The organism is Cellulomonas soli (assembly GCF_013409305.1).
In the GTDB taxonomy this organism is placed as follows: domain Bacteria; phylum Actinomycetota; class Actinomycetes; order Actinomycetales; family Cellulomonadaceae; genus Cellulomonas; species Cellulomonas soli.
Genome location: NZ_JACBZJ010000001.1, coordinates 1,454,863 through 1,477,588, shown reverse-complemented (window position 1 = coordinate 1,477,588; position 22,726 = coordinate 1,454,863). Strand labels below are relative to the sequence as shown.

Annotated in this window: 23 protein-coding genes; 14 read left to right on the top strand and 9 right to left on the bottom strand. The window is 73.9% G+C overall.

The genetic code is table 11. The annotated features are described in order from the left end of the window. Positions 1-67: 67 nt before the first annotated feature. Complete coding sequence (locus BKA22_RS06830; RefSeq protein ID WP_146952805.1) at positions 68-604, top strand: GNAT family N-acetyltransferase; 537 nt, start codon at positions 68-70, stop codon at positions 602-604. Here BKA22_RS06830 and BKA22_RS06825 read toward each other — a convergent pair. Continuing rightward, entirely contained in the window at positions 590-1,333 is a 744-nt protein-coding gene (locus tag BKA22_RS06825; RefSeq protein WP_146952804.1) for an alpha/beta fold hydrolase, read from the bottom strand. The two genes, BKA22_RS06830 and BKA22_RS06825, sit on opposite strands and share 15 nt — an antisense overlap. A 73-nt stretch (positions 1,334-1,406) precedes the next feature. Here BKA22_RS06825 and BKA22_RS06820 point away from each other — a divergent pair, with 73 nt between their 5' ends. After that, entirely contained in the window at positions 1,407-2,120 is a 714-nt protein-coding gene (locus BKA22_RS06820) for a helix-turn-helix transcriptional regulator (protein ID WP_146952803.1), read from the top strand. Positions 2,121-2,141: 21 nt separating this feature from the next. On the opposite strand, the gene BKA22_RS06815 is transcribed toward BKA22_RS06820, so the two are convergent. Next, the gene (locus BKA22_RS06815; protein WP_146952802.1) at positions 2,142-2,903 is read right to left on the bottom strand and encodes an IclR family transcriptional regulator; all 762 of its coding nucleotides are present in this window, start codon (positions 2,901-2,903) and stop codon (positions 2,142-2,144) included. 161 nt (positions 2,904-3,064) lie between these two features. Between BKA22_RS06815 and hutH the strand changes: the two genes are divergently transcribed. The 6 genes from hutH to BKA22_RS06785 all read left to right on the top strand — a co-directional run bounded on the left by hutH (position 3,065) and on the right by BKA22_RS06785 (position 11,113). Further along, a complete protein-coding gene (hutH, locus tag BKA22_RS06810) occupies positions 3,065-4,621 on the top strand; it encodes a histidine ammonia-lyase (protein ID WP_146952801.1) in 1,557 nt (518 codons plus the stop codon). 67 nt (positions 4,622-4,688) lie between these two features. Beyond that, entirely contained in the window at positions 4,689-6,350 is a 1,662-nt protein-coding gene (gene hutU / locus BKA22_RS06805) for a urocanate hydratase (RefSeq protein WP_146952800.1), read from the top strand. Next, positions 6,347-7,567 carry an allantoate amidohydrolase gene (locus BKA22_RS06800; RefSeq protein ID WP_146952799.1) on the top strand — a complete coding sequence of 407 codons (1,221 nt, stop codon included), beginning with the start codon at positions 6,347-6,349 and terminating at the stop codon, positions 7,565-7,567. The genes hutU and BKA22_RS06800 overlap by 4 nt, the downstream gene beginning before the upstream one ends. Further along, the gene (locus tag BKA22_RS06795; RefSeq protein ID WP_146952798.1) at positions 7,564-9,006 is read left to right on the top strand and encodes a formimidoylglutamate deiminase; all 1,443 of its coding nucleotides are present in this window, start codon (positions 7,564-7,566) and stop codon (positions 9,004-9,006) included. Before BKA22_RS06800 ends, BKA22_RS06795 begins: the two co-directional genes overlap by 4 nt. Next, positions 9,003-10,217, top strand: a complete 1,215-nt coding sequence (gene hutI / locus BKA22_RS06790) for an imidazolonepropionase (protein ID WP_146952797.1) — start codon at positions 9,003-9,005, stop codon at positions 10,215-10,217. Before BKA22_RS06795 ends, hutI begins: the two co-directional genes overlap by 4 nt. An 86-nt stretch (positions 10,218-10,303) precedes the next feature. After that, positions 10,304-11,113 carry an SDR family oxidoreductase gene (locus tag BKA22_RS06785; RefSeq protein WP_146952796.1) on the top strand — a complete coding sequence of 270 codons (810 nt, stop codon included), beginning with the start codon at positions 10,304-10,306 and terminating at the stop codon, positions 11,111-11,113. A gap of 453 nt (positions 11,114-11,566) precedes the next feature. Here BKA22_RS06785 and BKA22_RS06780 read toward each other — a convergent pair whose 3' ends face one another. Further along, complete coding sequence (locus BKA22_RS06780; RefSeq protein ID WP_179561667.1) at positions 11,567-14,272, bottom strand: proline-rich domain-containing protein; 2,706 nt, start codon at positions 14,270-14,272, stop codon at positions 11,567-11,569. A 430-nt stretch (positions 14,273-14,702) separates the two neighbouring features. Here BKA22_RS06780 and BKA22_RS06775 point away from each other — a divergent pair, with 430 nt between their 5' ends. Both BKA22_RS06775 and map read left to right on the top strand, forming a co-directional pair. Further along, a complete protein-coding gene (locus tag BKA22_RS06775; protein ID WP_146952795.1) occupies positions 14,703-15,671 on the top strand; it encodes an endo alpha-1,4 polygalactosaminidase in 969 nt (322 codons plus the stop codon). Positions 15,672-15,684: 13 nt separating this feature from the next. Next, a complete protein-coding gene (gene map, locus BKA22_RS06770; RefSeq protein ID WP_146952794.1) occupies positions 15,685-16,446 on the top strand; it encodes a type I methionyl aminopeptidase in 762 nt (253 codons plus the stop codon). 8 nt (positions 16,447-16,454) lie between these two features. On the opposite strand, the gene BKA22_RS06765 is transcribed toward map, so the two are convergent. Continuing rightward, entirely contained in the window at positions 16,455-16,925 is a 471-nt protein-coding gene (locus BKA22_RS06765; protein ID WP_146952793.1) for a hypothetical protein, read from the bottom strand. An 80-nt stretch (positions 16,926-17,005) separates the two neighbouring features. Further along, positions 17,006-17,719, bottom strand: coding sequence for a hypothetical protein (locus BKA22_RS06760; RefSeq protein WP_146952792.1), 714 nt, complete (start codon positions 17,717-17,719; stop codon positions 17,006-17,008). Between the two features lie 61 nt (positions 17,720-17,780). Between BKA22_RS06760 and BKA22_RS06755 the strand changes: the two genes are divergently transcribed. Further along, entirely contained in the window at positions 17,781-19,214 is a 1,434-nt protein-coding gene (locus tag BKA22_RS06755) for a lactate/malate family dehydrogenase (RefSeq protein WP_146952791.1), read from the top strand. Between the two features lie 40 nt (positions 19,215-19,254). On the opposite strand, the gene BKA22_RS06750 is transcribed toward BKA22_RS06755, so the two are convergent. Then, a complete protein-coding gene (locus tag BKA22_RS06750) occupies positions 19,255-19,563 on the bottom strand; it encodes a hypothetical protein (protein WP_146952790.1) in 309 nt (102 codons plus the stop codon). Between the two features lie 114 nt (positions 19,564-19,677). Between BKA22_RS06750 and BKA22_RS06745 the strand changes: the two genes are divergently transcribed. Further along, positions 19,678-20,091 carry a hypothetical protein gene (locus BKA22_RS06745; protein ID WP_146952789.1) on the top strand — a complete coding sequence of 138 codons (414 nt, stop codon included), beginning with the start codon at positions 19,678-19,680 and terminating at the stop codon, positions 20,089-20,091. A 38-nt stretch (positions 20,092-20,129) separates the two neighbouring features. Continuing rightward, positions 20,130-20,507: a hypothetical protein gene (locus BKA22_RS06740; protein ID WP_146952788.1), complete on the top strand. Its 378-nt coding sequence runs from the start codon at positions 20,130-20,132 to the stop codon at positions 20,505-20,507. 372 nt (positions 20,508-20,879) lie between these two features. On the opposite strand, the gene BKA22_RS06735 is transcribed toward BKA22_RS06740, so the two are convergent. The 3 genes from BKA22_RS06735 to BKA22_RS06725 form a co-directional block, all read right to left on the bottom strand. Then, entirely contained in the window at positions 20,880-21,404 is a 525-nt protein-coding gene (locus tag BKA22_RS06735; RefSeq protein ID WP_146952787.1) for a hypothetical protein, read from the bottom strand. Positions 21,405-21,512: 108 nt separating this feature from the next. Next, on the bottom strand, positions 21,513-21,788 hold the full coding sequence (locus tag BKA22_RS06730) for a type II toxin-antitoxin system RelE family toxin (RefSeq protein ID WP_146952786.1): 276 nt from the start codon (positions 21,786-21,788) through the stop codon (positions 21,513-21,515). Then, a complete protein-coding gene (locus BKA22_RS06725) occupies positions 21,785-22,060 on the bottom strand; it encodes a type II toxin-antitoxin system Phd/YefM family antitoxin (protein ID WP_146952785.1) in 276 nt (91 codons plus the stop codon). Before BKA22_RS06725 ends, BKA22_RS06730 begins: the two co-directional genes overlap by 4 nt. A gap of 143 nt (positions 22,061-22,203) precedes the next feature. Between BKA22_RS06725 and BKA22_RS06720 the strand changes: the two genes are divergently transcribed. Continuing rightward, a complete protein-coding gene (locus BKA22_RS06720; protein WP_223203558.1) occupies positions 22,204-22,725 on the top strand; it encodes a GNAT family N-acetyltransferase in 522 nt (173 codons plus the stop codon). Position 22,726 lies beyond the last annotated feature (1 nt).

The following is a 22,726-nucleotide window of genomic DNA, read 5'->3' as shown; positions in this document are numbered from 1 at the left end:
CCGGGGTCGAGCGGCACCGAGGTCGGCGACAGTTCGCGCAAGAGGTCGCCGCGCGTAGGTTGCTCGGGTGGGGAGCACCGGCGGGTCGACGGTCACGCTCCGGCGGTACGGGTCGCCGGGGGACGCCGCCGCGACGTTCGCGGTCTTCCAGGCGGCGGTCCGGCAGACCGCGGCGACGGTGTACGCACCCGAGCAGGTCGAGGCCTGGGCAGGTCCTCCCGATGTCGACCTCACCGGGTGGGACGCGCGGCGGCGCGAGGCGTTCACCGTCGTGGCGCAGGACGGCGAGGGCGTCGTGGGGTTCACCGACCTCGTGGGCGACGGCCTGGTCGACATGCTCTTCGTGCATCCCCGCGTCGGCGGGCAGGGCGTGGCCCGCGCGCTCGTCACCGCGATCACCGACGAGGCGCGGGCCAGGGGACTGCCGGGGCTGCGCACCTTCGCGAGCCGCAGCGCCCGGCCGGCGCTCGAGCGGCTGGGGTTCGTCGTCGTCGCCGAGCGGCCCGACAACGCGGTCCGCGGGGTCGTCGTCCCCAACTGCGAGATGCGGCGCCTCCTCCAGGAGGACGGCCGGAGGTCTGGCCGCGAGTCAGCCGGCGGGTGACGTCGACGCGTCGGCGAGGATCTGGGCGAGCTCGTCGGGTCGGCTCCACATCGGCCAGTGGCCGGTCGGGAGGTCGACGAGGTCGAGGTGGTGCACCTTGGCGACCTCGGCGAACATGGGGTGGCCGGCGCCCGCCAGTTCCATCATCTGTGCGCTCGAGATCGAGCAGCACACCACGGTGGTCGGCACCTGCAGACGCGCGTCGTCGGTGAGCCGGACCGGCTCCCGCAGCACCGGCCCGGGCTCCGGGACGGCGCTGGCCCGGAAGCGCTCGAGGACGTGCGCACCCAGACCCTCGAGGCTGGCCTGCTCCCCGAGCACGTCGAACGGAGGCAACGGCACCTCGACCAGGTCGTCCGACGCGTCGGGCGCGAAGACGGTCCCGGGAGCGACGGGCCCGCTGTCGACCCAGACCACCCGACCGATGAGCTCCGGATGACGATCGAGCACCAGGCTGACCGGGGCGTTGGCTCCGCTGTGGGCTGCGATGACCACCGGCTGCTCCGCGGAGGCCCCCGCCTCGCCCATGACCTGCTCGATCGCAGCGACCTGGTCGCCGAGCGTCCTCGACGACCGTTCGGGGTCCAGCGCGTCCAGGCCGGGCAGGGTCATCGGAACGGCGCGCCGGCCCAAGGCCGTCAGGCGTGCCACCACGTCATCCCACGCCCAAGCCCCCAGCCAGTGGCCGGGGATCAGGATGATGGTCGGGTCGTTCGTGCTGATCGTCATGCTGCGATGCTCGCGCACCCTTGGGACAACGGTGTGTCACCATCTCTGTCATGATCTTCGCCGGTCTCCTGAGATGAAGCGGGCGGAGCGGCTCCACGCACTGTCCGAGATGCTGCGACGCCAGGGCCCTCGCGGATGCACGGCCGAACGGCTGGCGTCCGAGTTCGGCGTCTCGGTGCGCACGATCAAGCGGGACCTGACCGCCCTCGAGAACAGCGGCGCGCCGGTGTGGTCGCGCCCCGGCCCCGGCGGCGGCTACGGCCTCGCCGCCCGGGCGACCCTCCCGCCCGTCACGCTGACTCCCTCGCAGGCGGTGGCGCTGCTCGCAGCGGTCTCGGCCGCGCCGGATGCCCCGTTCGCCGACCTCGCCTCTGCCGGGGTCCGCAAGATCCTGGACGTCCTCGACCCCCGGACGCGCGCCAAGGTCGATCAGCTCGCGGGCCGCGTGTGGGTCAGCACGCCGCCGACGCCCGCTCGCCGCGTCAGGTCGGCGCTCGAGGAGGCCACGGTCGAGCAGCGCGTCGTCCGGATCCGCTACACCTCGCGTGAGGGCAGCAGCACCACACGCGACGTCGAGCCCGTCACGTTCGCGTACGTCAACGGCTGCTGGCACCTGGTCGGCTGGTGCCGGCTGCGCGGCGCGATGCGGTGGTTCCTCGTGTCGCGCATCGAGCACGCCCACGTCACCAAGACCCCGTGCGGCGGCCACGACATCCACGAGCTGGGCGTCCCGCCGGCGACGGCGCGACCCGTGCACAGCGAGATCGGTGCACCGCGAGAGGAGTAGACCCCCGATCGACGTCAGTTTCTACCGCGGGCTGCCGCCGACGCGGCGGGTGAGCTCGGCTGCTGCCCGTGCGGTCGCCTCGGCGAGCCGGGGCCAGGCCTCTTCGGGGACGTCGGCGCGGGCGAACGTCACGGCGAGGCCCGCGATCGGGTGGCCCGTGTGGTCGGTGACCGCGCTGGCGACGGAGGCGAACCCGGGGGTGACGTCGCCGTCCTCGGAGGCCCAGCCGGTGCGGCGCGCGTCGACGAGCAGGGTGCGCAGCTCGCTGAGCCGGTGGGGGCCCTTGCCGGTGCGGTCGACGAACGCGTCGGCGTCGGGGAACAGGGCCCTGACCTGCGCGGACGGCAGGGCGGCGAGGATGGCGCGGCCGCTGGCGGTCAGGTGCGCGGGCAGGCGCACGCCGACATCGGTGACGAGCGGGGCGCGGCGTGGCGCGCGTTCTTCGAGGACGTACAGGACCTCGTTGCCATGGAGCACGGCCAGGTGGGCGCTCTGGCCGACCTGGTCGACGAGCCGGGCCAGGACGGGGCGCGCGGCACGGGCCAGGGGTGCCTGACGGGAGTAGGCGGTGCCGAGCTCGAACGCGGTGACGCCGAGGCCGTACAATCGCTCCTCACGCAGATGTACGACGAAGCCGTGCTCGGCCAGCACGGTCAGCAGGTGGTAGGTCGTCGAGCGCGGCAACCCGAGCGCGGTCGCCAGCGCGGCGGCGCGCAGGGGGCCGGTGCGGGACAGGTGCCGCAGCAGCCGGGCCGTGGCATCGGCGGCGGGGACGTCGGACATCGGACCTCCTCCCTGCGTGCGGCATGGCCCGTGACTCCCCGTGGGACGCGCCCGGCGTCGAGCTCGCCGCGTGTGACGGCCGCGTGTCCTGTCTGGGATCCCAGACACTACCGGCGCCCGACCTGTGGCGGACCCCGAGGGGTGCGCGGTGTCATCGAGACATGAGCCTGAGCACCACACCCCGCACGGTCGTCGTCGGCGCCGGCCCGGTGCCGCCCGAGGACGTCGTGGCCGTCGCCCGGTACGGCGCGGGCGTGCGCCTCGACAGCGCGGCGCTGGCCGGTATCGCCGCGAGCCGGGAGGTCGTCGACGCGGCCGCAGCCGACACCGTCGCGCACTACGGCGTGTCCACGGGCTTCGGCGCCCTGGCCACACGGCACATCGAGCCCGCCATGCGCGCCCAGCTGCAGCGCAGCCTGGTCCGCTCGCACGCCGCCGGCACGGGCGCCGAGGTCGAGCGCGAGGTGGTCCGGGCGCTCATGCTGCTGCGCCTGTCGACCCTGGCCACCGGGCGCACCGGCGTCCGGCCGTCGACCGCGACCGCCTACGCGGCGATGCTCGACGCCGGGATCACCCCCGTGGTCCGTGAGTACGGCTCGCTCGGCTGCTCGGGCGACCTCGCGCCGCTCGCGCACTGCGCGCTGGCCCTGCTCGGAGAGGGCGAGGTCCGTGACGCCGCCGGAACCCTGATGCCGGCGGGGGAGGCCCTGGCCGCCGCGGGCATCCAGCCCGTGGTGCTCGCCGAGAAGGAGGGGCTGGCGCTGATCAACGGCACGGACGGCATGCTCGGGCAGCTCGTGCTGGCCCTGCACGACCTCGACGTGCTGCTGCGCACCGCCGACGTGGCCGCCGCGATGAGCGTCGAGGCCCTGCTCGGCACCGACGCCGTGTTCGCCGCCGACCTGCAGGCGCTGCGGCCGCACCCCGGGCAGGCGGCGTCCGCCGCGAACCTGGTGGACCTGCTGCACGGCTCGGCGATCATGGCCAGCCACCGCGGCCCGGAGTGCACCCGCGTGCAGGATGCGTACTCGTTGCGCTGCGCGCCGCAGGTGCACGGGGCCGCGCGGGACACCGTCGAGCACGCCCGCACGGTCGCGGGGCGCGAGCTCGACTCGGCGGTCGACAACCCGGTGATCACACCTGACGGACGCATCGAGTCGAACGGCAACTTCCACGGCGCGCCCGTCGCGTACGTGCTCGACTTCCTGGCGATCGCGGCCGCGGACGTGGCCGGGATGTCCGAGCGTCGCACCGACCGTTTCCTCGACGTGGCCCGCAACCACGGGCTGCCGGCGTTCCTGGCCGACGACCCCGGGATCGACTCCGGCCTGATGATCGCGCAGTACACGGCGGCCGGGATGGTCTCGGAGATGAAGCGCCTGGCCGTCCCCGCGAGCGTGGACTCGATCCCGTCGTCGGCGATGCAGGAGGACCACGTGTCCATGGGCTGGGCGGCGGCGCGCAAGCTGCGTCGGTCGCTCGACGCGATGGGCCGGGTGCTGGCCGTCGAACTACTGACGGCGGCCCGGGCGATCGACCTGCGGGCGCCGCTCGCCCCGGCCCGCGCGACCGGTGCGGTGCGGGACCTGCTGCGCGAGCACGGCGTTCCCGGACCCGGGCCGGACGCGTGGCTCTCGCCGCACCTGGAGACCGTCGGCGCCCTCGTCGCCTCGGGCGCGGTGGACGCGACGGCCCGCGAGGTCGTCCCGTTGCGCTGACCCTGCGCCCCCGAACCCCGACCCCGAATCGCCACCCCGAATCGCCACCCTGAACCCGGAGGACCCGATGTCCGGACCTCGCCCCGTCCGCGCCCCGCGCGGCACCCAGCTGACCGCCCGCTCGTGGCAGACCGAGGCGCCGCTGCGGATGCTCATGAACAACCTCGACCCGGAGGTCGCCGAACGCCCCGACGACCTCGTCGTCTACGGCGGCACGGGCCGCGCGGCCCGCTCCTGGGACGCGTACGACGCGATCGTGCGGACCCTGACCACGCTCGGCGACGACGAGACGCTGCTCGTCCAGTCCGGCAAGCCCGTCGGCGTGCTCACCACGCACGAGTGGGCGCCGCGCGTGCTGCTGGCCAACTCGAACCTGGTGGGGGACTGGGCGACGTGGCCCGAGTTCCGCCGCCTCGAGCAGCTCGGCCTGACCATGTACGGGCAGATGACCGCCGGGTCGTGGATCTACATCGGCGCCCAGGGCATCCTGCAGGGCACGTACGAGACGTTGGCCGCGGTGGCCGCCAAGCGGTTCGGCGGGACGTTGGCCGGCACGCTCACCGTGACCGGAGGGTGCGGTGGCATGGGCGGGGCGCAGCCGTTGGCCGTCACGCTCAACGGCGGCGTGTGCCTGGTGGTCGACGTCGACGCCGCCCGCCTGCACCGGCGGCAGCGCGAGCGGTACCTGGACGTGGTGGCCGACGACCTGGACGCGGCGCTCGCGCTGGTCGAGTCGGCCCGCACCGAGCGGCGGGCGCTGTCGGTCGGGCTCACCGGCAACTGCGCGGCCGTGCTGCCCGAGCTGCTGCGTCGTGGCGTCGAGGTCGACGTGGTCACCGACCAGACCTCCGCGCACGACCCGCTGTCGTACCTGCCGCTGGGCGTCGAGGTCGCCGACTGGGCCGACTACACCCGGCGCGAGCCGGAGGAGTTCACCGACCGGGCGCGCGCGTCGATGGCCGTGCACGTCGAGGCGATGGTCGGCTACCTGGACGCCGGCGCGGAGGTCTTCGACTACGGCAACTCGATCCGTGCCGAGGCGCAGCGCGGCGGGTACGAGCGCGCGTTCGACTTCCCCGGGTTCGTGCCCGCGTACATCCGGCCGCTGTTCGCGCAGGGCAAGGGGCCGTTCCGGTGGGCGGCGCTGTCGGGCGACCCGGCCGACATCGCCGCGACCGACCGCGCGGTGCTCGACCTGTTCGAGGACGACCACCTGCACCGCTGGATCCGCGCCGCGCAGGAGCGGGTCGCGTTCCAGGGCCTGCCCGCCCGCATCTGCTGGCTCGGCCACGGTGAGCGCGACCGGGCGGGCCTGCGGTTCAACGAGCTCGTCGCGTCGGGCGAGGTCAGCGCCCCGATCGTCATCGGCCGCGACCACCTGGACTCCGGGTCGGTGGCCTCGCCCTACCGGGAGACCGAGGCCATGGCGGACGGCTCCGACGCGATCGCCGACTGGCCGCTGCTCAACGCGCTCGTCTCGGCGTCCTCGGGGGCGACGTGGGTGTCGATCCACCACGGCGGGGGTGTCGGCATGGGCCGCTCGATCCACGCCGGGCAGGTCAGCGTGGCCGACGGCACCGAGCTGGCCGCCCGCAAGCTGGCCCGCGTGCTGGCCAACGACCCGGCCACCGGGGTGCTGCGGCACGTGGACGCCGGGTACCCGCAGGCCGAGCAGGTCGCGCGCGACCACGGGCTGCGCATCCCGATGACCGAAGGAGGCGAGGCGTGAGCACGACCCTCGCCCCCGAGACGGTCGCCGGGTTCCGCACGGCCTGGCGCGACCTGGCCCCCGTCGGACGCGCCACGACCGGCGGCTACCAGCGTCTGGCGTGGACGCACGACGACCTGACCCTGCGGGAGTGGTTCGCCGCGCAGGCCGTCGCCCGTGGCCTGGACCTGGTGGAGGACCGCGCGGGCAACCAGTGGGCGTGGTGGGGCGACCCCGACGCCGACGGTCCCGGTGTCGTGACCGGCAGCCACCTCGACTCCGTGCCCGGCGGCGGCGCGTTCGACGGTCCCCTCGGGGTGGTCAGCGCCCTGGCCGCGGTCGACGAGCTGCGCGCCCGCGGCGTCCGTCCCTCCCGCCCGCTCGGCGTCGCGTGCTTCACCGAGGAGGAAGGTGGCCGGTTCGGCGTCGCGTGCGCCGGGTCCCGGCTGCTCACCGGGGTCCTCGGCCCGGACCGGGCGCTCGGGCTGCGCGACACCGGCGGCACCACCCTGGCCGACGCGCTGCGCGCCGCCGGACGCGACCCCTCGACGCTCGGCCCCGACCCGCAGGCCCTCGCCCGTGTCGGCTCGTTCGTCGAGCTGCACGTCGAGCAGGGCCGGGCCCTGGTGCACTCCGGCGACCCCGTCGGCGTCGGACGGGCCATCTGGCCGCACGGCCGCTGGCGCGTCGACCTGCACGGACGCGGCGACCACGCCGGGACCACCCCGCTCGCCGATCGCGTCGACCCGATGCTCGCCCTCGCCGCGCTCGTCCAGGAGGTCCGCGCCGCCGCGCTCGAGGCCGGGGCGCTGGCCACCGTCGGCAAGGTCGTCGTCGAGCCGAACGGCGTCAACGCGATCCCCTCGCTGGTCCGCGCGTGGCTCGACGTGCGCGCCGACGACGAGCACCGCGTCCGCCAGGTCCTCGACCGGCTGCGCGGGTACGCGCCTGTCGAGGAGTCGTGGACCGGACCGACCGTGCTGGACGCCGACCTGTCCGACACCGTCGCCGCAGCCCTCGGGGACGCCGGGCTGACACCCCCGCACCTGAGCACCGGCGCCGGGCACGACGCCGGGATCCTCGCGGCGGCGGGCGTGCCGACGACCATGCTGTTCGTGCGCAACCCCACGGGCGTCTCGCACGACCCGGCGGAGGACGCGGACGAGGCCGACTGCCTGATCGGTGTCGGCGCGCTCACCGCGGCGCTGACCCGGCTCGTCGGGGACGTGCCGGCGTGACGAGCGAGGCGACGGACGCTCCGCCGAGCCGTTCCCCCGAGGGCACGGCCTACTGGTGCCCGTCCGCCTGGCTGCCGACCGGCCTCACGCACCGCGTCCGCCTCGAGGTCGCGGACGGGCGGTTCACCACCGTGGTCCCCGGCACGGACCCGCGCCCGGACGACCACCGGCTGCCCGGGGTCGTCCTGCCCGGCCTGGCGAACACGCACTCGCACGCGTTCCACCGGGCGCTGCGCGGGCGCACGCACGGCGACGGCGGCACGTTCTGGACCTGGCGCGAGCGGATGTACGCGCTCGCAGGCACCCTCACACCCGAGACGTACCTCGACCTGGCGCGGGCGACCTACGCCGAGATGGCGCTCGCCGGCGTCACCGCGGTCGGCGAGTTCCACTACCTGCACCACGCTCCCGACGGTCGCCCGTACGCCGAGCCGAACGTGATGGCCGAGGCCCTGCGGGAGGCCGCCCGCGACGCCGGGGTGCGCGTCACCCTGCTCGACACCTGCTACCTGGCCGGCGGCCTCGCACCCGGGACCGGCGCACCGCTCCCGCTCGACGGTCCCCAGCTCCGGTTCGGTGACGGCGACGTCGAGGCGTGGGCCGAGCGCACGGCGTCCCTCCGCCCGGACGGGCACCTGCGACCCGCAGCCGCCGTGCACTCCGTGCGGGCCGTGACCCCGCCGGACCTCACGGCCGTGGCCGACGTGGCCCGCGACCGGGGAGTCCCGCTGCACGTGCACGTGTCCGAGCAGCCGGCGGAGAACGCGGCATGCCTGGCCGCCTACGGCACGACCCCCACGGGCCTGCTGGCCGAGACCGGAGCGCTCGGACCGGCCACGACCGCCGTGCACGCCGTGCACCTCACCGACGACGACATCGCGCTCCTCGGCGCCGCGCGCGCCGGCGTCAGCATCTGCCCGAGCACCGAGCAGGACCTCGGCGACGGCCTGGCGCCCGTCGCACGCCTGAGTGCCGCCGGGGTGCGGCTCAGCGTCGGCAGCGACCAGCACGTGCTCACCGACCTGCTCGGCGAGGCCCGGCTCGTCGAGATGCACGCGCGGCTGGCCGGCGGCACGCGCGGCGTCCTCACCCCCGCCGCCCTCACGACGATGCTCACCGCCGACGGGCACGCCACGCTCGGCGACCCGGGTGCCGGCCGGATCGAGCCCGGGGCTCGAGCCGACCTGGTCGCGGTGCGGACCGACACCCCGCGCACCGCCGGGGCGTCACCCGAGCAGATCGTGCTGGTCGCCGGCTCGTCGGACGTCGACACGGTGATCGCCGGGGGTGCGGTCGTCGTCAGCGGCGGCGTGCACCGGCTGGGCGACGTCGGCATGCTGATGACCCGGGCCGTGGACGCGGCGTGGTCCGCCACAGCACGGTCCGCCACAGCGCGGTCCGCGACCGCACAGTCCGGGGCAGGAAGGGGCGGGCGATGACGGCGCACCTCGTCACCGGCATCGGCGAGCTCGTCACGTTCGACCCGCAGCACCCGGGCCCGCTGGGTGTCGCTGAGGACGCCGCTCTCGTCGTGGTCGACGGGCACGTCGCCTGGACCGGCCCGCGCGCGGCCGCCCCCGCCGCCGACACCCACCAGGACCTCGACGGTGCCGCGGTCCTGCCCGGGTTCGTCGACTCGCACACCCACCTCGTCTTCGCGGGCGACCGCTCCGCCGAGTTCGAGGCCCGCTCCGCCGGCCTGCGCTACACCGGCGGGGGGATCGCGACCACCGTCGCCGCGACCCGCGCCGCGAGCACCGACCGGCTCACCGCCCGCGCCCGCGCGCTCGCCGCCGAGGCCCGCCGCCAGGGCACCACCACGATCGAGGTCAAGAGCGGCTACGGCCTCGATGTCCCCACCGAAGAACGCCTGCTCCGCGTGGCCCGCACCATCACGCCCGAGACGACGTTCCTCGGCGCGCACGTCGTCCCGGACGGCGTCGACCGCTCCGACTACCTCGCCCTGGTCACCGGCCCCATGCTCGCCGCCTGCGCACCCCTGGCCCGCTGGGCCGACGTGTTCTGCGAGCCCGGATCGCCCGTCGCCTTCGACGAGGACGAGTCGCGCACGGTCCTGGCCGCCGCGGCCGCGGCCGGTCTCGGGCTGCGCGTGCACGGCAACCAGCTCGGCCCCGGGCCGGGGGCGCGGCTCGCCGTCGAGCTCGGCGCCGCGAGCGTCGACCACGCGACCCACCTCAGCGACGGCGACGTGGCCGGGCTCGCGGACGCCGCCGCGCACGGCGGACCGGTCGTCACGCTGCTGCCGGGCGTCGAGCTGAGCACCCGGTCCCCGTTCCCGGACGCCCGCCGCCTGCTCGACGCGGGCATCGAGGTGGCCCTCGCCACCGACTGCAACCCCGGCACGTGCTACTCGACGTCGATGCCGCTCATGGTCGCGCTCGCCGTCTCGCTCATGGGCATGACGACCGGCGAGGCGGTGCGCGCGGCGACCCTCGCGGGTGCCCGTGCGCTGCGCCGCGACGACGTCGGGCACCTGCGCGTGGGTGCCCGCGCCGACCTGTGCGTGCTCGACGCGCCGAGCCACCGTCACCTCGCGTACCGGCCGGGGGTCCCGCTCGCCCGGACCCTGGAGCTGCCCGGGCGTGGGCACGTCGAGCACCCGTCTCCCGCGCCCTCGCCGCCGAGGTGACCTGGTTCGCCGCCGGCCGCTGAGCCCTCGCCCCCCGTGACGCGTTCCGCGTGCCGACGGGCCGGACCGACAGCAGGATGGTCGCCATGGTCGCGCCCACCGCACCCGACGTCCCGACGACCGGTCCGGCCCCCGTGCTCGTCACCGGCGGCACGGGCACCCTCGGGCGTGCGGTCGTGCACACGCTGCTCGACCTCGGCCGACCGGTGCGGGTGCTCAGCCGGCGTCCGCGGTCGCCGCTCGTGCCGGGCGGTGTCGAGTGGGTGCAGGGCGACCTGATCACGGGCGACGGCCTCGACCCGGCGGTGTCCGGCGTGTCGGCGGTCGTGCACGCCGCGACCGACCCGTCGCACCCGCTGGACGACGTCGAGGCGATCGCACGGCTCCTGCTCGCGGCCCGCTCCGCGCACGTGCCGCACCTGCTCTACCCGTCGATCGTCGGGGTCGACGTCATCCCGTTCCGCTACTACGAGGCGAAGCTCGAGGCCGAGCACCTGGTGGAGCACGGCGGTGTGCCATGGACGATCCTGCGGGCCACGCAGTTCCACGAGCTCGTCGTCTCGATGCTCGGCGCGCTGTGCGCCGGGCCGGTGGCCGTGGTCCCTGCCGGGACGTCGGTCCAGCCGGTCGACGTGCGTGAGGTGGCCGCCCGGATCGTCGGCCTGGTCGAGGCCGGTCCCGCGGGTCGGGTCGATGACCTCGGCGGACCCGAGGTGATCGACTCGACCGAGCTGGCGGCCATGTACCTGGACGCGCGCGGCCGCCGGCGCAGCGTGCAGGCGGTGCCGTTCCCGGGCGAGGTCGCCGCGGCGTACCGCGCGGGCGCGCACCTGACCCCCGAGCACGCCGACGGCATCGGCACGTTCGCCGAGCACCTGGCGCATCGTCGCTGGTGAGCGGCATGCGCTCGGCGCCGACCCGGAGGATCGCCGACTCGCAGCGAAAAACCCCTTGGCGGACGTGCGGTCGAGTCGTAGCGTCGTCCGCACACGGAAGGAGGTGGTCCAGGACATGAAGTACTCCAGGACGCGTGAGGTGGCTGCCCGCTAGCCGCCCGAGCACTCGGACGGACTCGTCTGGTCCGCCCGTGGCCCCGCCGGTGATCCGGCCGGGCGACGAGCGAATACCGGCAGTCACCGCAGCCCGTGGGAGCCGCGATCTCGTCCTTCGCGGCAGGGCCCCGTCAGGGGTTCCGGCCCACGGGCTGTTCCCTGCCCTCCTCCGCCTGCCCTCCTGTGCCTGCCCCCTGTGCGTGCCACCGTCCCCCGAGACGAGCGCCCGTCCCCCGAGACGGGCGGAGGCCGCACGCCGGGACTGCGCGTGCGACCTCCGGTCCGATCAGCGGGCCGTCACCAGCCCCACTCGCTGACGTCGGTCTGCACGAACGTGCCGCTGCTCATCGAGTACGTGATCCAGAACTCGTAGTCGTCGGCCTCGACCGGCGACTCGGCCGGCCAGTAGTCGGCGGCCGGCAGGTTGTACGACACGGTCGCGCTGCCCGAGACGTGCACGAGGATCTCCTCGGGCGACTCGAGCGTGGTCTCGAGGGTCGGGTCCCCGTCGAGCGTCCAGGCGACGTCGGTCGCCTCGTCCTCGCGGTACTCCCAGATGTCGAGCCCGCAGGTCTCGACGGTGAGCGTCCCGACCCCGATGCAGTCCTTCGTCAGGTACCCCGTGGCGAGCTCCTCGACCTGCGAGGCGGCGTCGTCCGTGAGGGCGTACGTGAGCGCGTCGTCGTAGTCGAGGTACGCCGACCCGTACTCGTCCGACCACTCGACGGCCACGTCGGCCTCGGTGCTGGTGAGCAGCTCGTCGGAGCCCTCGGGGACCGGCAGCGACACCGTGTAGGTACCGGGCAGTGCCGAGAACGTCGAGGTCTCCGACACGTCGACCTCGACGCCGTTGACGAGCACCGAGGTGGCGTCGGTCGGGAGCGCCGCGTACAGGTCGACCGACGGGACCTCGGGCGAGTCGAGCACCCACCGGTCGAAGAGCAGGAACGCGTGACCCTGCTTGGTCAGGTGCAGCTCCTGCGTCACGGTCGCGCCGTCCTGCTTGGACTCCACGGTGACCCATGCGTCGTCGCCGCTCGTCTCGACGTCCGTGATGTGACCGCCGGTCGGCCGGTTCTCCACCGCGCCGTACACGTCGTCCGTCAGCAGGGTGCGCTGAGCCGTCGGCAGGTCGGGGTCGGCGAGGGCGAGGGCGTCGGCGGCGTGCCCGCCCTCGATCGCCGAGACGTACGCCTCGACGGGTGCCTTCGGGCTGAAGAGGACGTTCGACGCGACCGCGCGGGCTCCCAGTGCGGCGCCGATCAGGACGACCGCTCCGAGGACGCTGAAGGCGATGATGCGCGCCGTGCGCTGGTCACCGGCAGGGACCTCGGTGCGTGCCTCCTGGACCTCGGCGAGGTCGCGCCCGCTGACCCGCGCGTACAGGCCCGGCAGTGCCGGGACCAGGCTCACGACGAGCGGGGCGACGACGCGCTCGACGACCTCGATCACCAGACCCCAGACGGCGGCGAGCAGGATCGTCAGGAAGCTGAGGTGCAGGGCTCCGGCGTCGGAGTCGGCCAGGTCGCCCGAGGTGGAGAACCGCACGGAGGTGATGATCGCGCCGAGACCGGTGACCACCAGCAGGACCGCCGGGGTGACCCAGGCCTCGCCCCAGCTGCGCGGACCGGAGGCGAGGAACCCGCGCACGGCGGCGATCAGCACGGCGACCAGGACGAGCGCGACGCATGCCCACATGCCGCCCGGGGTGTCGCCCGAGAGCAGGGACGCGGTCTGGTCGCTGCCGTCGGTCAGGCTCCCGCTGGACGTGATCCCGCCGAACCCGCCGAGCGCGAGCGCATAGGCCGTGGCGTTGGGCAGCAGCGTGAGCAGCAGGGTGATCGTGGTGGTGACACCGAGCTTGATGATGCCGACGACGAGGCCGACGACGGCCACCAGTGCCGTGCTGACCGCACCCGCGGTGAGCAGGTTGCCGAGCGTGGTGCTCACGGCACGGGGGAGGCCGAACCCGAGGCGGCGCGTGTCCGGCCCGCGGCGCGTCGTCGCCGAGCCGAGCGCGGAGCCCAGGGTCCCGATCACGAACCCGCCGAGCAGGGTGCCGAAGGGTGCGGCGCCGATCTTGAGGTCGGCGCTGACGAACAGCACGTCCACGGACCAGGTGAGTCGGACGATCGCGGCGAGGAGCGCCCCGCCGAAGCCCAGGACTCCTCCGGTGATGAGCGCGTCGCGCCACCGCTCCTTGGCCGTCCGGTCCGCGCGCCCGCGCAGACGGGTCCACAGGGCGACGGCGGCGAGGGCCACGAGGCTGAGCGTGAGGGGGACGATCGTCAGCTGCAGGGAGATCGCGTCGTAGCCGTAGGCCGAACCGCTGGAGTGCAGGGGCCCGAGCAGCGCGGTGCCTGCCAGCACGAACGGCAGGCTCACGAGCGCGCCGCCCGGCAGAGCCGTGTCGCTGGGGACGGCCGCGAGGAGCGCGATCGAGGCGACGAGGGCGACGAGCAGCGTCGCGGCGTACGCGATGCCGGCCGCGGCGGCAGGCAGGGCGAGCACGCCGAGCCCCGGACCGCTCGGACCGGCCGGGACGAGCGCGGCACCGGGCTGCCCCGGGACGGGCCCGTACTGCTGGCCGGGGTGGACCGGCCCGTACTGCTGACCGGGAGGAACCGGCCCGTACTGCTGGCCCGGGGGGACGGGTCCGTACTGCTGGCCGGGGGGAACGGGTCCGTACTGCTGGCCCGGGGGGACAGGTCCGTACTGCTGGCCCGGGGGGACAGGTCCGTACTGCTGGGCCGGCGGGACCGGTCCGTACTGGGGCGCGGGGGGCACGGGACCGTAGCCGGGTGCCGCCGGGACCGGCGGGGCCGCGGGGGTCGGCTCGGGTGCCAGGGGTGCCGCGGGAGTCGTCGCGTCGAGGGAGGGTGCAGCCGGAGTCGCGGCGTCGTCCGGGGCGGTCGTCTCCGGTGCGGCCAGTGGCACGCCCCGGGCGGGTGTGGTCACCGCGGCCTGGTCGGGCGGTGTCGCGTCCGGTTCGGGCATGGTCATTGCTGTTCCCCTCGATGGTGTCGGCGCGCTCTTCCCGGAGGCAGAGCCGGCCAGTTATATCGCATGTCGATGCCCACCCGTCGGGCGCCTGTGCACAACCTGCAACCGGGCCTGGATATCTTCGGACGAGGGAGCATCCGCGATCTCGGCGACATTTCCGTCGCATTCGTGTTCGCCCTCGTCAGTGCGGTCCGCCGCGCGGTCAGGGGAGGCCTCGGGCCGCTCTGACGGGCGGTTTCGCACGGCCATCCGGGTCCGGGCGGTCGCCTGTGCACAGTCGGAACACAGGAGACGCATGGTGTGGTAATGACGCCCTCGATGAGGACGATGCATGCAGCATTCCGTTGTGCGCCACGTCACGTCTTGTGCCGAGATTTCGCCCGACGTGCCCCATGTGATTCCCGGCGGAGCCACCGGTTATCGTGACCTGATGGTGACCACGCGCATTCTTCGCCCGACCCGCGGATCGGTCACCGGCGCGATCGTCGGGCTCGCCCTGGCGCTCGCCGTCACCGCATGCGGACCCTCACCCGTCGGCGCCTCGCCGTCCGACACGCCGTCCGCCGCCGCCTCGCCGGTCGACTCGACGCCTGCCGTCCCCTCCGCTGCCGATCCCTCCGTTGACGCCTCGCCCGTCGGCGCGGCCCCGAGCGGGTTGCCGTCCACCGGGACCGCCGACTACCAGCTCGGCGGCGCCTACCCGCCGCCCGCGGGCGTCACGGTCGTCGCGCGCGACTCCACCGAGCCCCCGGCCGAGGGCACATACGGCCTCTGCTACGTCAACGGCTTCCAGTCGCAGCCCGGCGAGGCCGACCGGTGGGCCGCACGCGGTCTCCTGCTGCTCGACGACGCCGGCGACCCGGTCGCCGACGAGGGATGGCCCGACGAGGTCCTGCTCGACACGTCGACCGCGCAGAGCCGCGCGGCCGTCGCCGACGAGCTGACCACCGAGCTGACCCGCTGCGCCGACGCGGGGTTCGACGCCGTCGAGCTCGACAACCTCGACTCGTGGACCCGGTCCGACGGCCGTCTGACGCAGGACGACGCGGTGGCCCTGGCCGGCCTGCTCGTCGGGGCCGCGCACGACCTCGGGCTGGCGGCCGTGCAGAAGAACACCCCGCAGCTCGGCACCGTCGGGCGCGACGACATCGGCTTCGACCTGGCCGTCGCCGAGGAGTGCGTGCACTACGACGAGTGCGCCGCCTACACGGACGTCTACGGCGACGACGTCATCGACATCGAGTACGTCGAACCCGGTCAGCAGGCCGACGAGCTGGCGGCCGAGGTGTGCGGCACCCCGGGGCGACCGGCCCGGCTCGTCGTGCGCGACCACGACCTCGCACCCGCCGAGGCCGACGGCTACGCGTACGCGGCCTGCCCGTTCACGCCGGGAAGATGACAGGCTTGCCCCCGTGAGCCTCAAGACCCCTGCCGAGATCGACGCCATGCGCCCCGCCGGGAAGTTCGTCGCCGGCGTCCTGACGTCCCTGCGCGAGATCGCCCGACCCGGCATGACCCTCAAGGACCTGGACGCGCACGCGCACCAGCTGATCCGCGACGCGGGCGCGCACTCCGTGTACCTCGGCTACCACCCGTCGTTCGGCGCGATCCCGTACCCGGGCGTGCTGTGCACCTCCGTCAACGACGCCGCGCTGCACGGCCTGCCCTCGGATCACGTGCTGGCGGACGGCGACGTGCTGAGCATCGACTTCGCCGCGCAGGTGCAGGGCTGGGTCGCCGACTCCGCGCTCACGTTCCAGATCGGCACGCAGAGCGCCGACGCCCGCCGGCTCATCGAGACCACCGAGAAGGCCCTCGCCGCCGGCATCGCCGCCGCCCGCCCGGGCAACAAGATGGGCGACATCTCCGCCGCGATCGGCGCCGTGGGCCGCGCCGCCGGGTACGGCATCAACGCCGACTTCGGCGGGCACGGCGTGGGCCGCACCATGCACGAGGACCCGCACGTGCCCAACCTGGGTCGCCCCGGCTCGGGCCTGAAGCTCAAGCCCGGCCTCGTCATCGCGATCGAGCCGTGGTTCATGGCCGGCGGCGACGGCTACGTCATCGACCCCGACGGCTGGACCATCCGCACCGCCGACGGCTCCCTCGCCGCGCACGCCGAGCACACCATCGCCATCACCAAGGACGGCCCGGTCGTCCTGACCGCCCGCTGACCTGCGCCCTACGTGAGGCCGAGCCGAGCTCCGAGACGCTCGTCGGAGACCGCGTAGTTCAGGCCATCTCCGTCGCCGACCCCCAGTCGGCACCGTGATGTCGCCAGCCATGCGGAGATCGGGAGCGGCGACTCGACGTCGAGGGCGCGGGGCGCGACCAGGTAGGCGTCATCGGGCGGCCGCGCGACCGGAAGGCGCGATGGCACCCAGATCTCGTCGAACCCCGTGAAGAGCGAGGGGTCGCGAAGCAGCTCCAGGACCGAGCGGCCTGACAGCACCAGCGGCGACATCGACGTCGCCCACGTCGAGTCGTCGGCACGGCGGCTCGCCGCCCACGTCATGCGGCCGACGTCACGATCGCTGTCCATCGAGCTCACGAGCACACATCGCAGCGAGCGGATCACTGACGCGTTGCGACTCATCCACTCGCGCACGGTGTCGTCAGGAACTCGACCGACGTGGGCACGGGCAGCATCCATGGCTTCTCCCACGGTGACGGCGGGCGGCCGTGTGGCCTCTCGCGCGATTGGCGTGTGACGGCTGTGTCTGGGGAGAGGCGCTAGTCAGCCCGCCCGGCCGCACTGCTCGAACTCCTCAAGGCGGCCACTCGGGCGAGGTGGCGTTGACGCACGGTTCGCATCACCGGCGGGGCCGCCAGGGTCCCGACGACGAGGAACTCGACTCCGAGGAGACCGACGATCACGGGGAACACGAAGCGTCCCCAACCCCCGTCGGCCGCCCACCCGACCGCCATGCCTACGAAGACGACACCGCCCACGAGGTAGATGAGCGACTGCACCCACGCGGCCCGGTGCAGGGTGCGCAGATGAGGCACGGCACCGGGGAATGCGGTGTCCAGGGCCTTGTCGTCACCGGTGAAGTCGCGGTCGTCCCACCGGAGCCCGGCGTCCTCGACGGCCTTCCGCACCGCCGGCATCGGGTACCAGCCCGCGACGTGCTCGGGCAGCGACGACCCCGTGACGCCCTCCCCGGAAGGGAAGGATCCGAGGATCGCCCCTGTCGTGTCGGTGACGACGTAACGGTTGATCTCCCCGGCCGAGGAGCGGCTGGGGAAAGCCGTCCGGATCTTCGTGACAGCGTGTGCCCGCCCGGGGAGGTCGCCGATCGTGACGCTGAACCTGCCGTGGTTGTAAGCCCGGTAGCTCGGTGGCGTCCAGGTGATGCCCTCCGCGCCGATCTCGACCGACGACCCCTCGTATCGGCGACGGATCAGCTTCCCGTCGTAGCGGCCGTGGTTCGGGGTGAGAAGCACAACGCCATGGTGCCCGACAGTGTGAACTCGGGCGTCACAAACGGCCCGTACGCTCGCGCCCGTGGACGTGGCGGTGCTGGGTGCGACAGGGGACGTCGGCCGACAGGTGGTGACGCGGCTCGTCGACTCCCGGGTGCTGCCGACGAGCTCACGGCTGCAGCTGGTCGGACGGCCTGACGGATCCTCGGGCCGTGCCGTGCACGGGCTGCGGGCCGACCTCATGGACGCCTACGACGAGCACGCGCCGCTGCTCGACGTCGCGCTGCGGCCGCAGGACGTCGTCGCCGACATCGTCGTGATGGCCGCCGGTCGCACCAACCCGGCACGACCCGGCGCGACGCACGACCGCTCCGCGCTCGCCGAGGCCAACCTGCCCGTCTTCCGCGCGTACGCCGAGGCGCTCGCCGAGCACGGGTCCGGGCACGAGGTCGTCGTCGTGGTGACCAACCCCGTCGAGCTGGCCGTCGCCGTGCTCGCCGAGACGCTCGGCCGGCACCGCGTCATCGGCATGGGCGCCTGGCTCGACACGCTGCGGTTCCGCCGCGAGGTCGCCGTGCAGCTCGGCGTGCGCCGACACCGGGTCGGCGGGTTCGTCGCCGGGCAGCACGGCGAGGACGTCGTGCCGCTGTGGTCGAGCGTGCGGATCAGCGGGCTCGACGTCGACGAGCGTCGACGGGCGGTCGCCCGGCTGCGCGGCGGACGCACGCTCGCCACGTTCCCCGACGAGATCGCCGAGGCGAAGGCCCGGCTCGCCGCGCTCGCCGAGCACGACATCGGCGCCGCCTTCGCGCTGCTCGACACCTGGCCCGCCGACCTGCAGACCGTCGCCCGACCCTGGATGACCCACCAGTCCGGCGCGAAGACGCCCGCCGGCACCGCCGCCGCGACCGCCGACCTGGTGGCCACGATCCTCGACGGCCGCGACATCGTCGTCGCCGGTCAGGTCGCCCTCGCCGGTGAGGTCGCCGTCGGTGGGCATCCCGTGCACGGCGTCCTCGGGGTGCCCGTCGTGCTCGGATCGGAGGGGTGGACGCGTGTGCTGCTCGACGAGCTCGCGCCCGACGAGGACGTGCGGCTGACCGGCGTGGTCGAACGGATCGCCGCCGGGGTCGACCCCTACCTGCGTGCGTCCGAGGTCCGGCCCACGACCGCTCCGCCGGTCGCCGCCCAGGGAGCGACGGAGAGCGAGGCAGCACCGGATGCCGAGCCGGCGCCGGCAGCGGAGGTCGTCGAACCCGACCCCGACGCTGCTCGCTGGGTCGCGCGCATCGACACCGACCACCGCACCGGGGCGATCGCCGCGCTCGCGGCCGTGTTCGCCACCCGCGGGGTCAACGTCGACTCCCTGCGCACGGACGACACCGACGACGGCGCCGAGGCAGGGACGGTCGTCGTCGCGTTCCGGGCCGACGAGCGTCGCTGCCGGGTGCTCGTCCGTTCGCTCGGCCGCCTCGCCGTGGTCCGGGCCGTCGAGGTACGGGCTGCCGCGGTCTGACCGCTTCGCCTGGACGTCCGTCGCTCGGCGGGACGTCGCCTCACCGTCGCCGGCGACGCCCCAGCACGGCCGCGACGACGGCGAACAGCGCCGAGACGCCGAGCCAGACGAACCCGTCGAGCAGGGCCTCGTTGCCCGAGCGCAGCATCTGGGCGATGTCCCGGTACGGCCCCTGCTTCGCAGCCTCGTCCACCTCGGGGTAGAACACCTGCTCGGCGACGTACCAGTGGTTCGCCCAGATGACGATGTTCACCCCGCCGAGCATCAGGCTGAGGCACGCGAGGCCGAACGACCAGGAGAAGACGCGCCCGGCCCAGCGGCCCATCCGATGCGCAGGTTCCGCAGACACCTCGACAGCGTTCCCCACAGTTGCTCCCCTTCGGTTTCGTCCGGATCGGCGACCCCGGCGATCGTAGGGTGGCAGGAGTCGCACTCACCCGCGTCACACCCGAAGGAGGGTCCCATGGGCTCCCGGCCTGGACCGGGTCTCCTCGCACTGGGCTCGCTCGCGCCCCGGCCGGGGGAGGTCTGGTCCGGCGAGCTCGGGGATCGCGTGACGGTGATGCCGCACGAGCTTCGCCTCAAGGTCATCGACTATCTTGGCTGGTGTCCCGTGTTCCTCGCCTGGATGGAGTACACGCGGGATGTGATCGGGGATCGTTTCGGTGTGAGCGGCGGTGCGGCCATCGCCTCGGACGGGCGCTACTACTGGCGCCTCGATGCCATCGAGTACATCAGGGAGTACGGGATCACCATCCCGGCCGCGGCGGTCCGGCACATGGAGTCACGCTCCTGGACGCCTCCTGAGCTGGACCGCCAGCAGTACCTGGGCATCTACGAGGAGCTCCTGCGGATCTCGACCCCGGTCGACCGGTGACGGCTGCACCGGTGACGGGGTCCCTTCCTGAGAGGCACGTGACCATGCGAGCGATTGCCCTGACCGGCGCGGACCCGACGCGACCCTTCATCGAGCTCGAGACCCAGGCGGGACGTCTCTCGGGCTTCTGGAGAGGCGCAACGGCGGTCGGTCGAGGCGCGTCTGTCGACGTGGAACTAGAACTGCCTCGGGTGCGAACCCGGAGCGAGGTCGTGGTCGGTCCGCTCGGAGACCTGGCGCCCGGGATGGTTCGTGGCGTCGTCACGACCGTCCTTGAGGACTGCGTGATTGTGCTGGAGATCGGCGGCGCGCTCCTTCAGGTCGAGTTCGACACCGACGGCCCGTCGCCTGAGATCGTGGGCGCAACTGTGGAGTTCATGGCGGAGGACCTGGAGTTCTACCCGACTGGCGTGTGACGACACGTCAGTCGAACCCGGTGGGACGAACACGGCGTCGGGACCGCTGCGCGGTCCCAGGCGACCTGAGCGAGACAGGGTTCGAGGACTGGTCCGGATCGCCCGCGGACTGGCTCGGTCGATCGTTGGCGGAACTCGGAAGACTCGGCTGGAGGCCCATGGGAGCACGCTTCCGGCTTCGGCTGACCGAGCGTGGCGAGGCAGCAGCGACACGGGGCGATGACGATGGACCCACCCGATCTAGCCGGATGCTGCCGGCTACGACTGCCTCCGGTGTCCCGCGTGTGCGCGAGCGGGCACCCGTACGTCCGTGGCGGTGGTCGTACTGAGCCGCCGCGTCAAGCGTCTCGCCGGTAGCCGAGCGAGTGCGTCTCAGGCCGGGCGGGCGACGGCGGACGCCCGTGCGCGGGCGATCCAGGTGACCAGCGGCGCGCTGATGACGACGGTGATGCACAGCGACAGGACCAGGCCCTGGAACGTCGGGTACCAGTCCGGTTCGCCGAGGCCGGCCACGACGGTGAGCGGTGACCGCATCGGCCCGATGTCCCCGGCGTCGGCGACGACGAACGCAGCGAGCACCCAGGCGCTGCCCCAGACCCAGGCGAGCGCGCGGTAGAGCGTCGGCACCTGGCCGTGCGTGGCGCGTACGCGGCTGCGGCGCCGGAACGTCGAGGTGAACGTCACCAGACCCGAGACGAGCAGGGCCAGGACGATCGGCGACCCCACGACCAGGAACAGCAGGACCCAGCCGGGGACGGCGACCTTGAGCGCGACGGCGAGCAGCGGCAGCGCCCAGACGGCGACGAGCGCGGCGCGGTCGGCGGTGCTCGGGACGGTCTCGGGGACGCGCGACTTCACGGGAGGTGCGGCGGGCCCGGCGTGCGTCGAGTTCGTCATGGGCGGGAGTATCGCGGCACCAGGTGACGGGCACGTGACGCCGCCGCGTCGTGGGCTCCGCCGGGGCCCGTCGCACAGGGGGACGGCGACCTCGTCGGACCTGCCTCGTCAGCGGTAGGCGTCGGCCCGGTGGGCGATCCGGACCACCAGGAGCGTGCGCGTTGTCTCGTCCAGGGTGAACAGGACGCGGTAGTCGCCGCGACGCGCAGAGCGCAAGCCTTCGAGCTCGTACCGCAGAGGCTTGGACATGCGTTCGGGATTCTCCGGCAGGGTGCGGGTGACGAACTCGACGACGGCGCCGGCCACGCGCGGCGGGAGCCGGTCGAGCGAGCGGATCGCGCTCGGTGCGACCTGGACGTTCCAGGGGTCCTGCTCGGGGCTCACAGCGGAGGCAGCCCGTACCGGGCGCGCAGGTCCTCACCGGAGGTCGTCTCGCCGGACGTGCTCGCCTCGCGGGCATCGACGATGTCCTGGCGCACGTTCGGCTGGGACAGCCAGAAGAGCGTCTCGTGCAGGGAGTCCAGGTCGTCGGCGCTCATCAGGACCGCGGCGGCATGCCCGTGCTTGGTGATCTGGATGATCTCGTGGGTGCTGTCGGCCTCGTCGATCAGAGCCGACAGCTTGTCCTTCGCCTCGCTCAGCGCAACCGTCTTCATGAGGGCGAGTGTAGTGCGACTAATAGCCAGTAGATAGCCCGACTTATAGCCAGATCGAGGGTGTGCGTCCTGGCGGCGCAGAGCACAACGGGACCCGGCCTCGCTTCGTCGACGCCGCGGCGGACACTGGGCCGGTGACCTCGATGTTCGCGCGCTACGCCCCGCAGGTGCACGGATCGCCCGATCCCCGTGCCCACGTGCGCGCGGCGCGACCGGAGGACGTCGACGCGATCGTGCAGGTCGTCGCCTCGCGAGGCCCGGTGCCCGACGGGTTCGCGCGCAGGCTCGCGGCGGCGGTCGGCGACCCGGGTCGGTGCGTGCTCGTCGGCCACGTCGGGCCCACCGTGGTGGGATGGGCGTCGGTGTCGTGGTGGTCGGGTCACGCCGACGTGCCGGACGGGTACGCGGTCTCCGGGCTGACGGTGGCGCCGGACTGGCGTCGTCGGTACATCGGCGACCGGCTGCTCGGGGCACTGCTCGACTGGTCGTGGCAGCGGACGGCGGTGGTGCGCAGCGTGGTCAACGCCCGCAACACCCCGTCGATCGCCCTGCACGAGCGGCACGGCTTCACGCAGGTCGCGCGGGCGGCACGGCTCGCGGGCATCAGCTTCGAGGGAGGGACGGGGATCCTCATGCAGGTCGACCGTGGGCGGGTGCGCGCGTGAG

Coding starts and splice junctions, on each gene's coding strand:
- BKA22_RS06825 (WP_146952804.1), bottom strand. CDS start 1,333: ATGACGATCAGCACGAACGACCCGACCATCATCCTGATCCCCGGCCAC.
- BKA22_RS06820 (WP_146952803.1), top strand. CDS start 1,407: ATGAAGCGGGCGGAGCGGCTCCACGCACTGTCCGAGATGCTGCGACGC.
- BKA22_RS06815 (WP_146952802.1), bottom strand. CDS start 2,903: ATGTCCGACGTCCCCGCCGCCGATGCCACGGCCCGGCTGCTGCGGCAC.
- hutH (WP_146952801.1), top strand. CDS start 3,065: ATGAGCCTGAGCACCACACCCCGCACGGTCGTCGTCGGCGCCGGCCCG.
- hutU (WP_146952800.1), top strand. CDS start 4,689: ATGTCCGGACCTCGCCCCGTCCGCGCCCCGCGCGGCACCCAGCTGACC.
- hutI (WP_146952797.1), top strand. CDS start 9,003: ATGACGGCGCACCTCGTCACCGGCATCGGCGAGCTCGTCACGTTCGAC.
- BKA22_RS06785 (WP_146952796.1), top strand. CDS start 10,304: ATGGTCGCGCCCACCGCACCCGACGTCCCGACGACCGGTCCGGCCCCC.
- BKA22_RS06780 (WP_179561667.1), bottom strand. CDS start 14,272: ATGACCATGCCCGAACCGGACGCGACACCGCCCGACCAGGCCGCGGTG.
- BKA22_RS06775 (WP_146952795.1), top strand. CDS start 14,703: ATGGTGACCACGCGCATTCTTCGCCCGACCCGCGGATCGGTCACCGGC.
- BKA22_RS06765 (WP_146952793.1), bottom strand. CDS start 16,925: ATGGATGCTGCCCGTGCCCACGTCGGTCGAGTTCCTGACGACACCGTG.
- BKA22_RS06745 (WP_146952789.1), top strand. CDS start 19,678: ATGGGCTCCCGGCCTGGACCGGGTCTCCTCGCACTGGGCTCGCTCGCG.
- BKA22_RS06735 (WP_146952787.1), bottom strand. CDS start 21,404: ATGACGAACTCGACGCACGCCGGGCCCGCCGCACCTCCCGTGAAGTCG.
- BKA22_RS06725 (WP_146952785.1), bottom strand. CDS start 22,060: ATGAAGACGGTTGCGCTGAGCGAGGCGAAGGACAAGCTGTCGGCTCTG.
- BKA22_RS06720 (WP_223203558.1), top strand. CDS start 22,204: ATGTTCGCGCGCTACGCCCCGCAGGTGCACGGATCGCCCGATCCCCGT.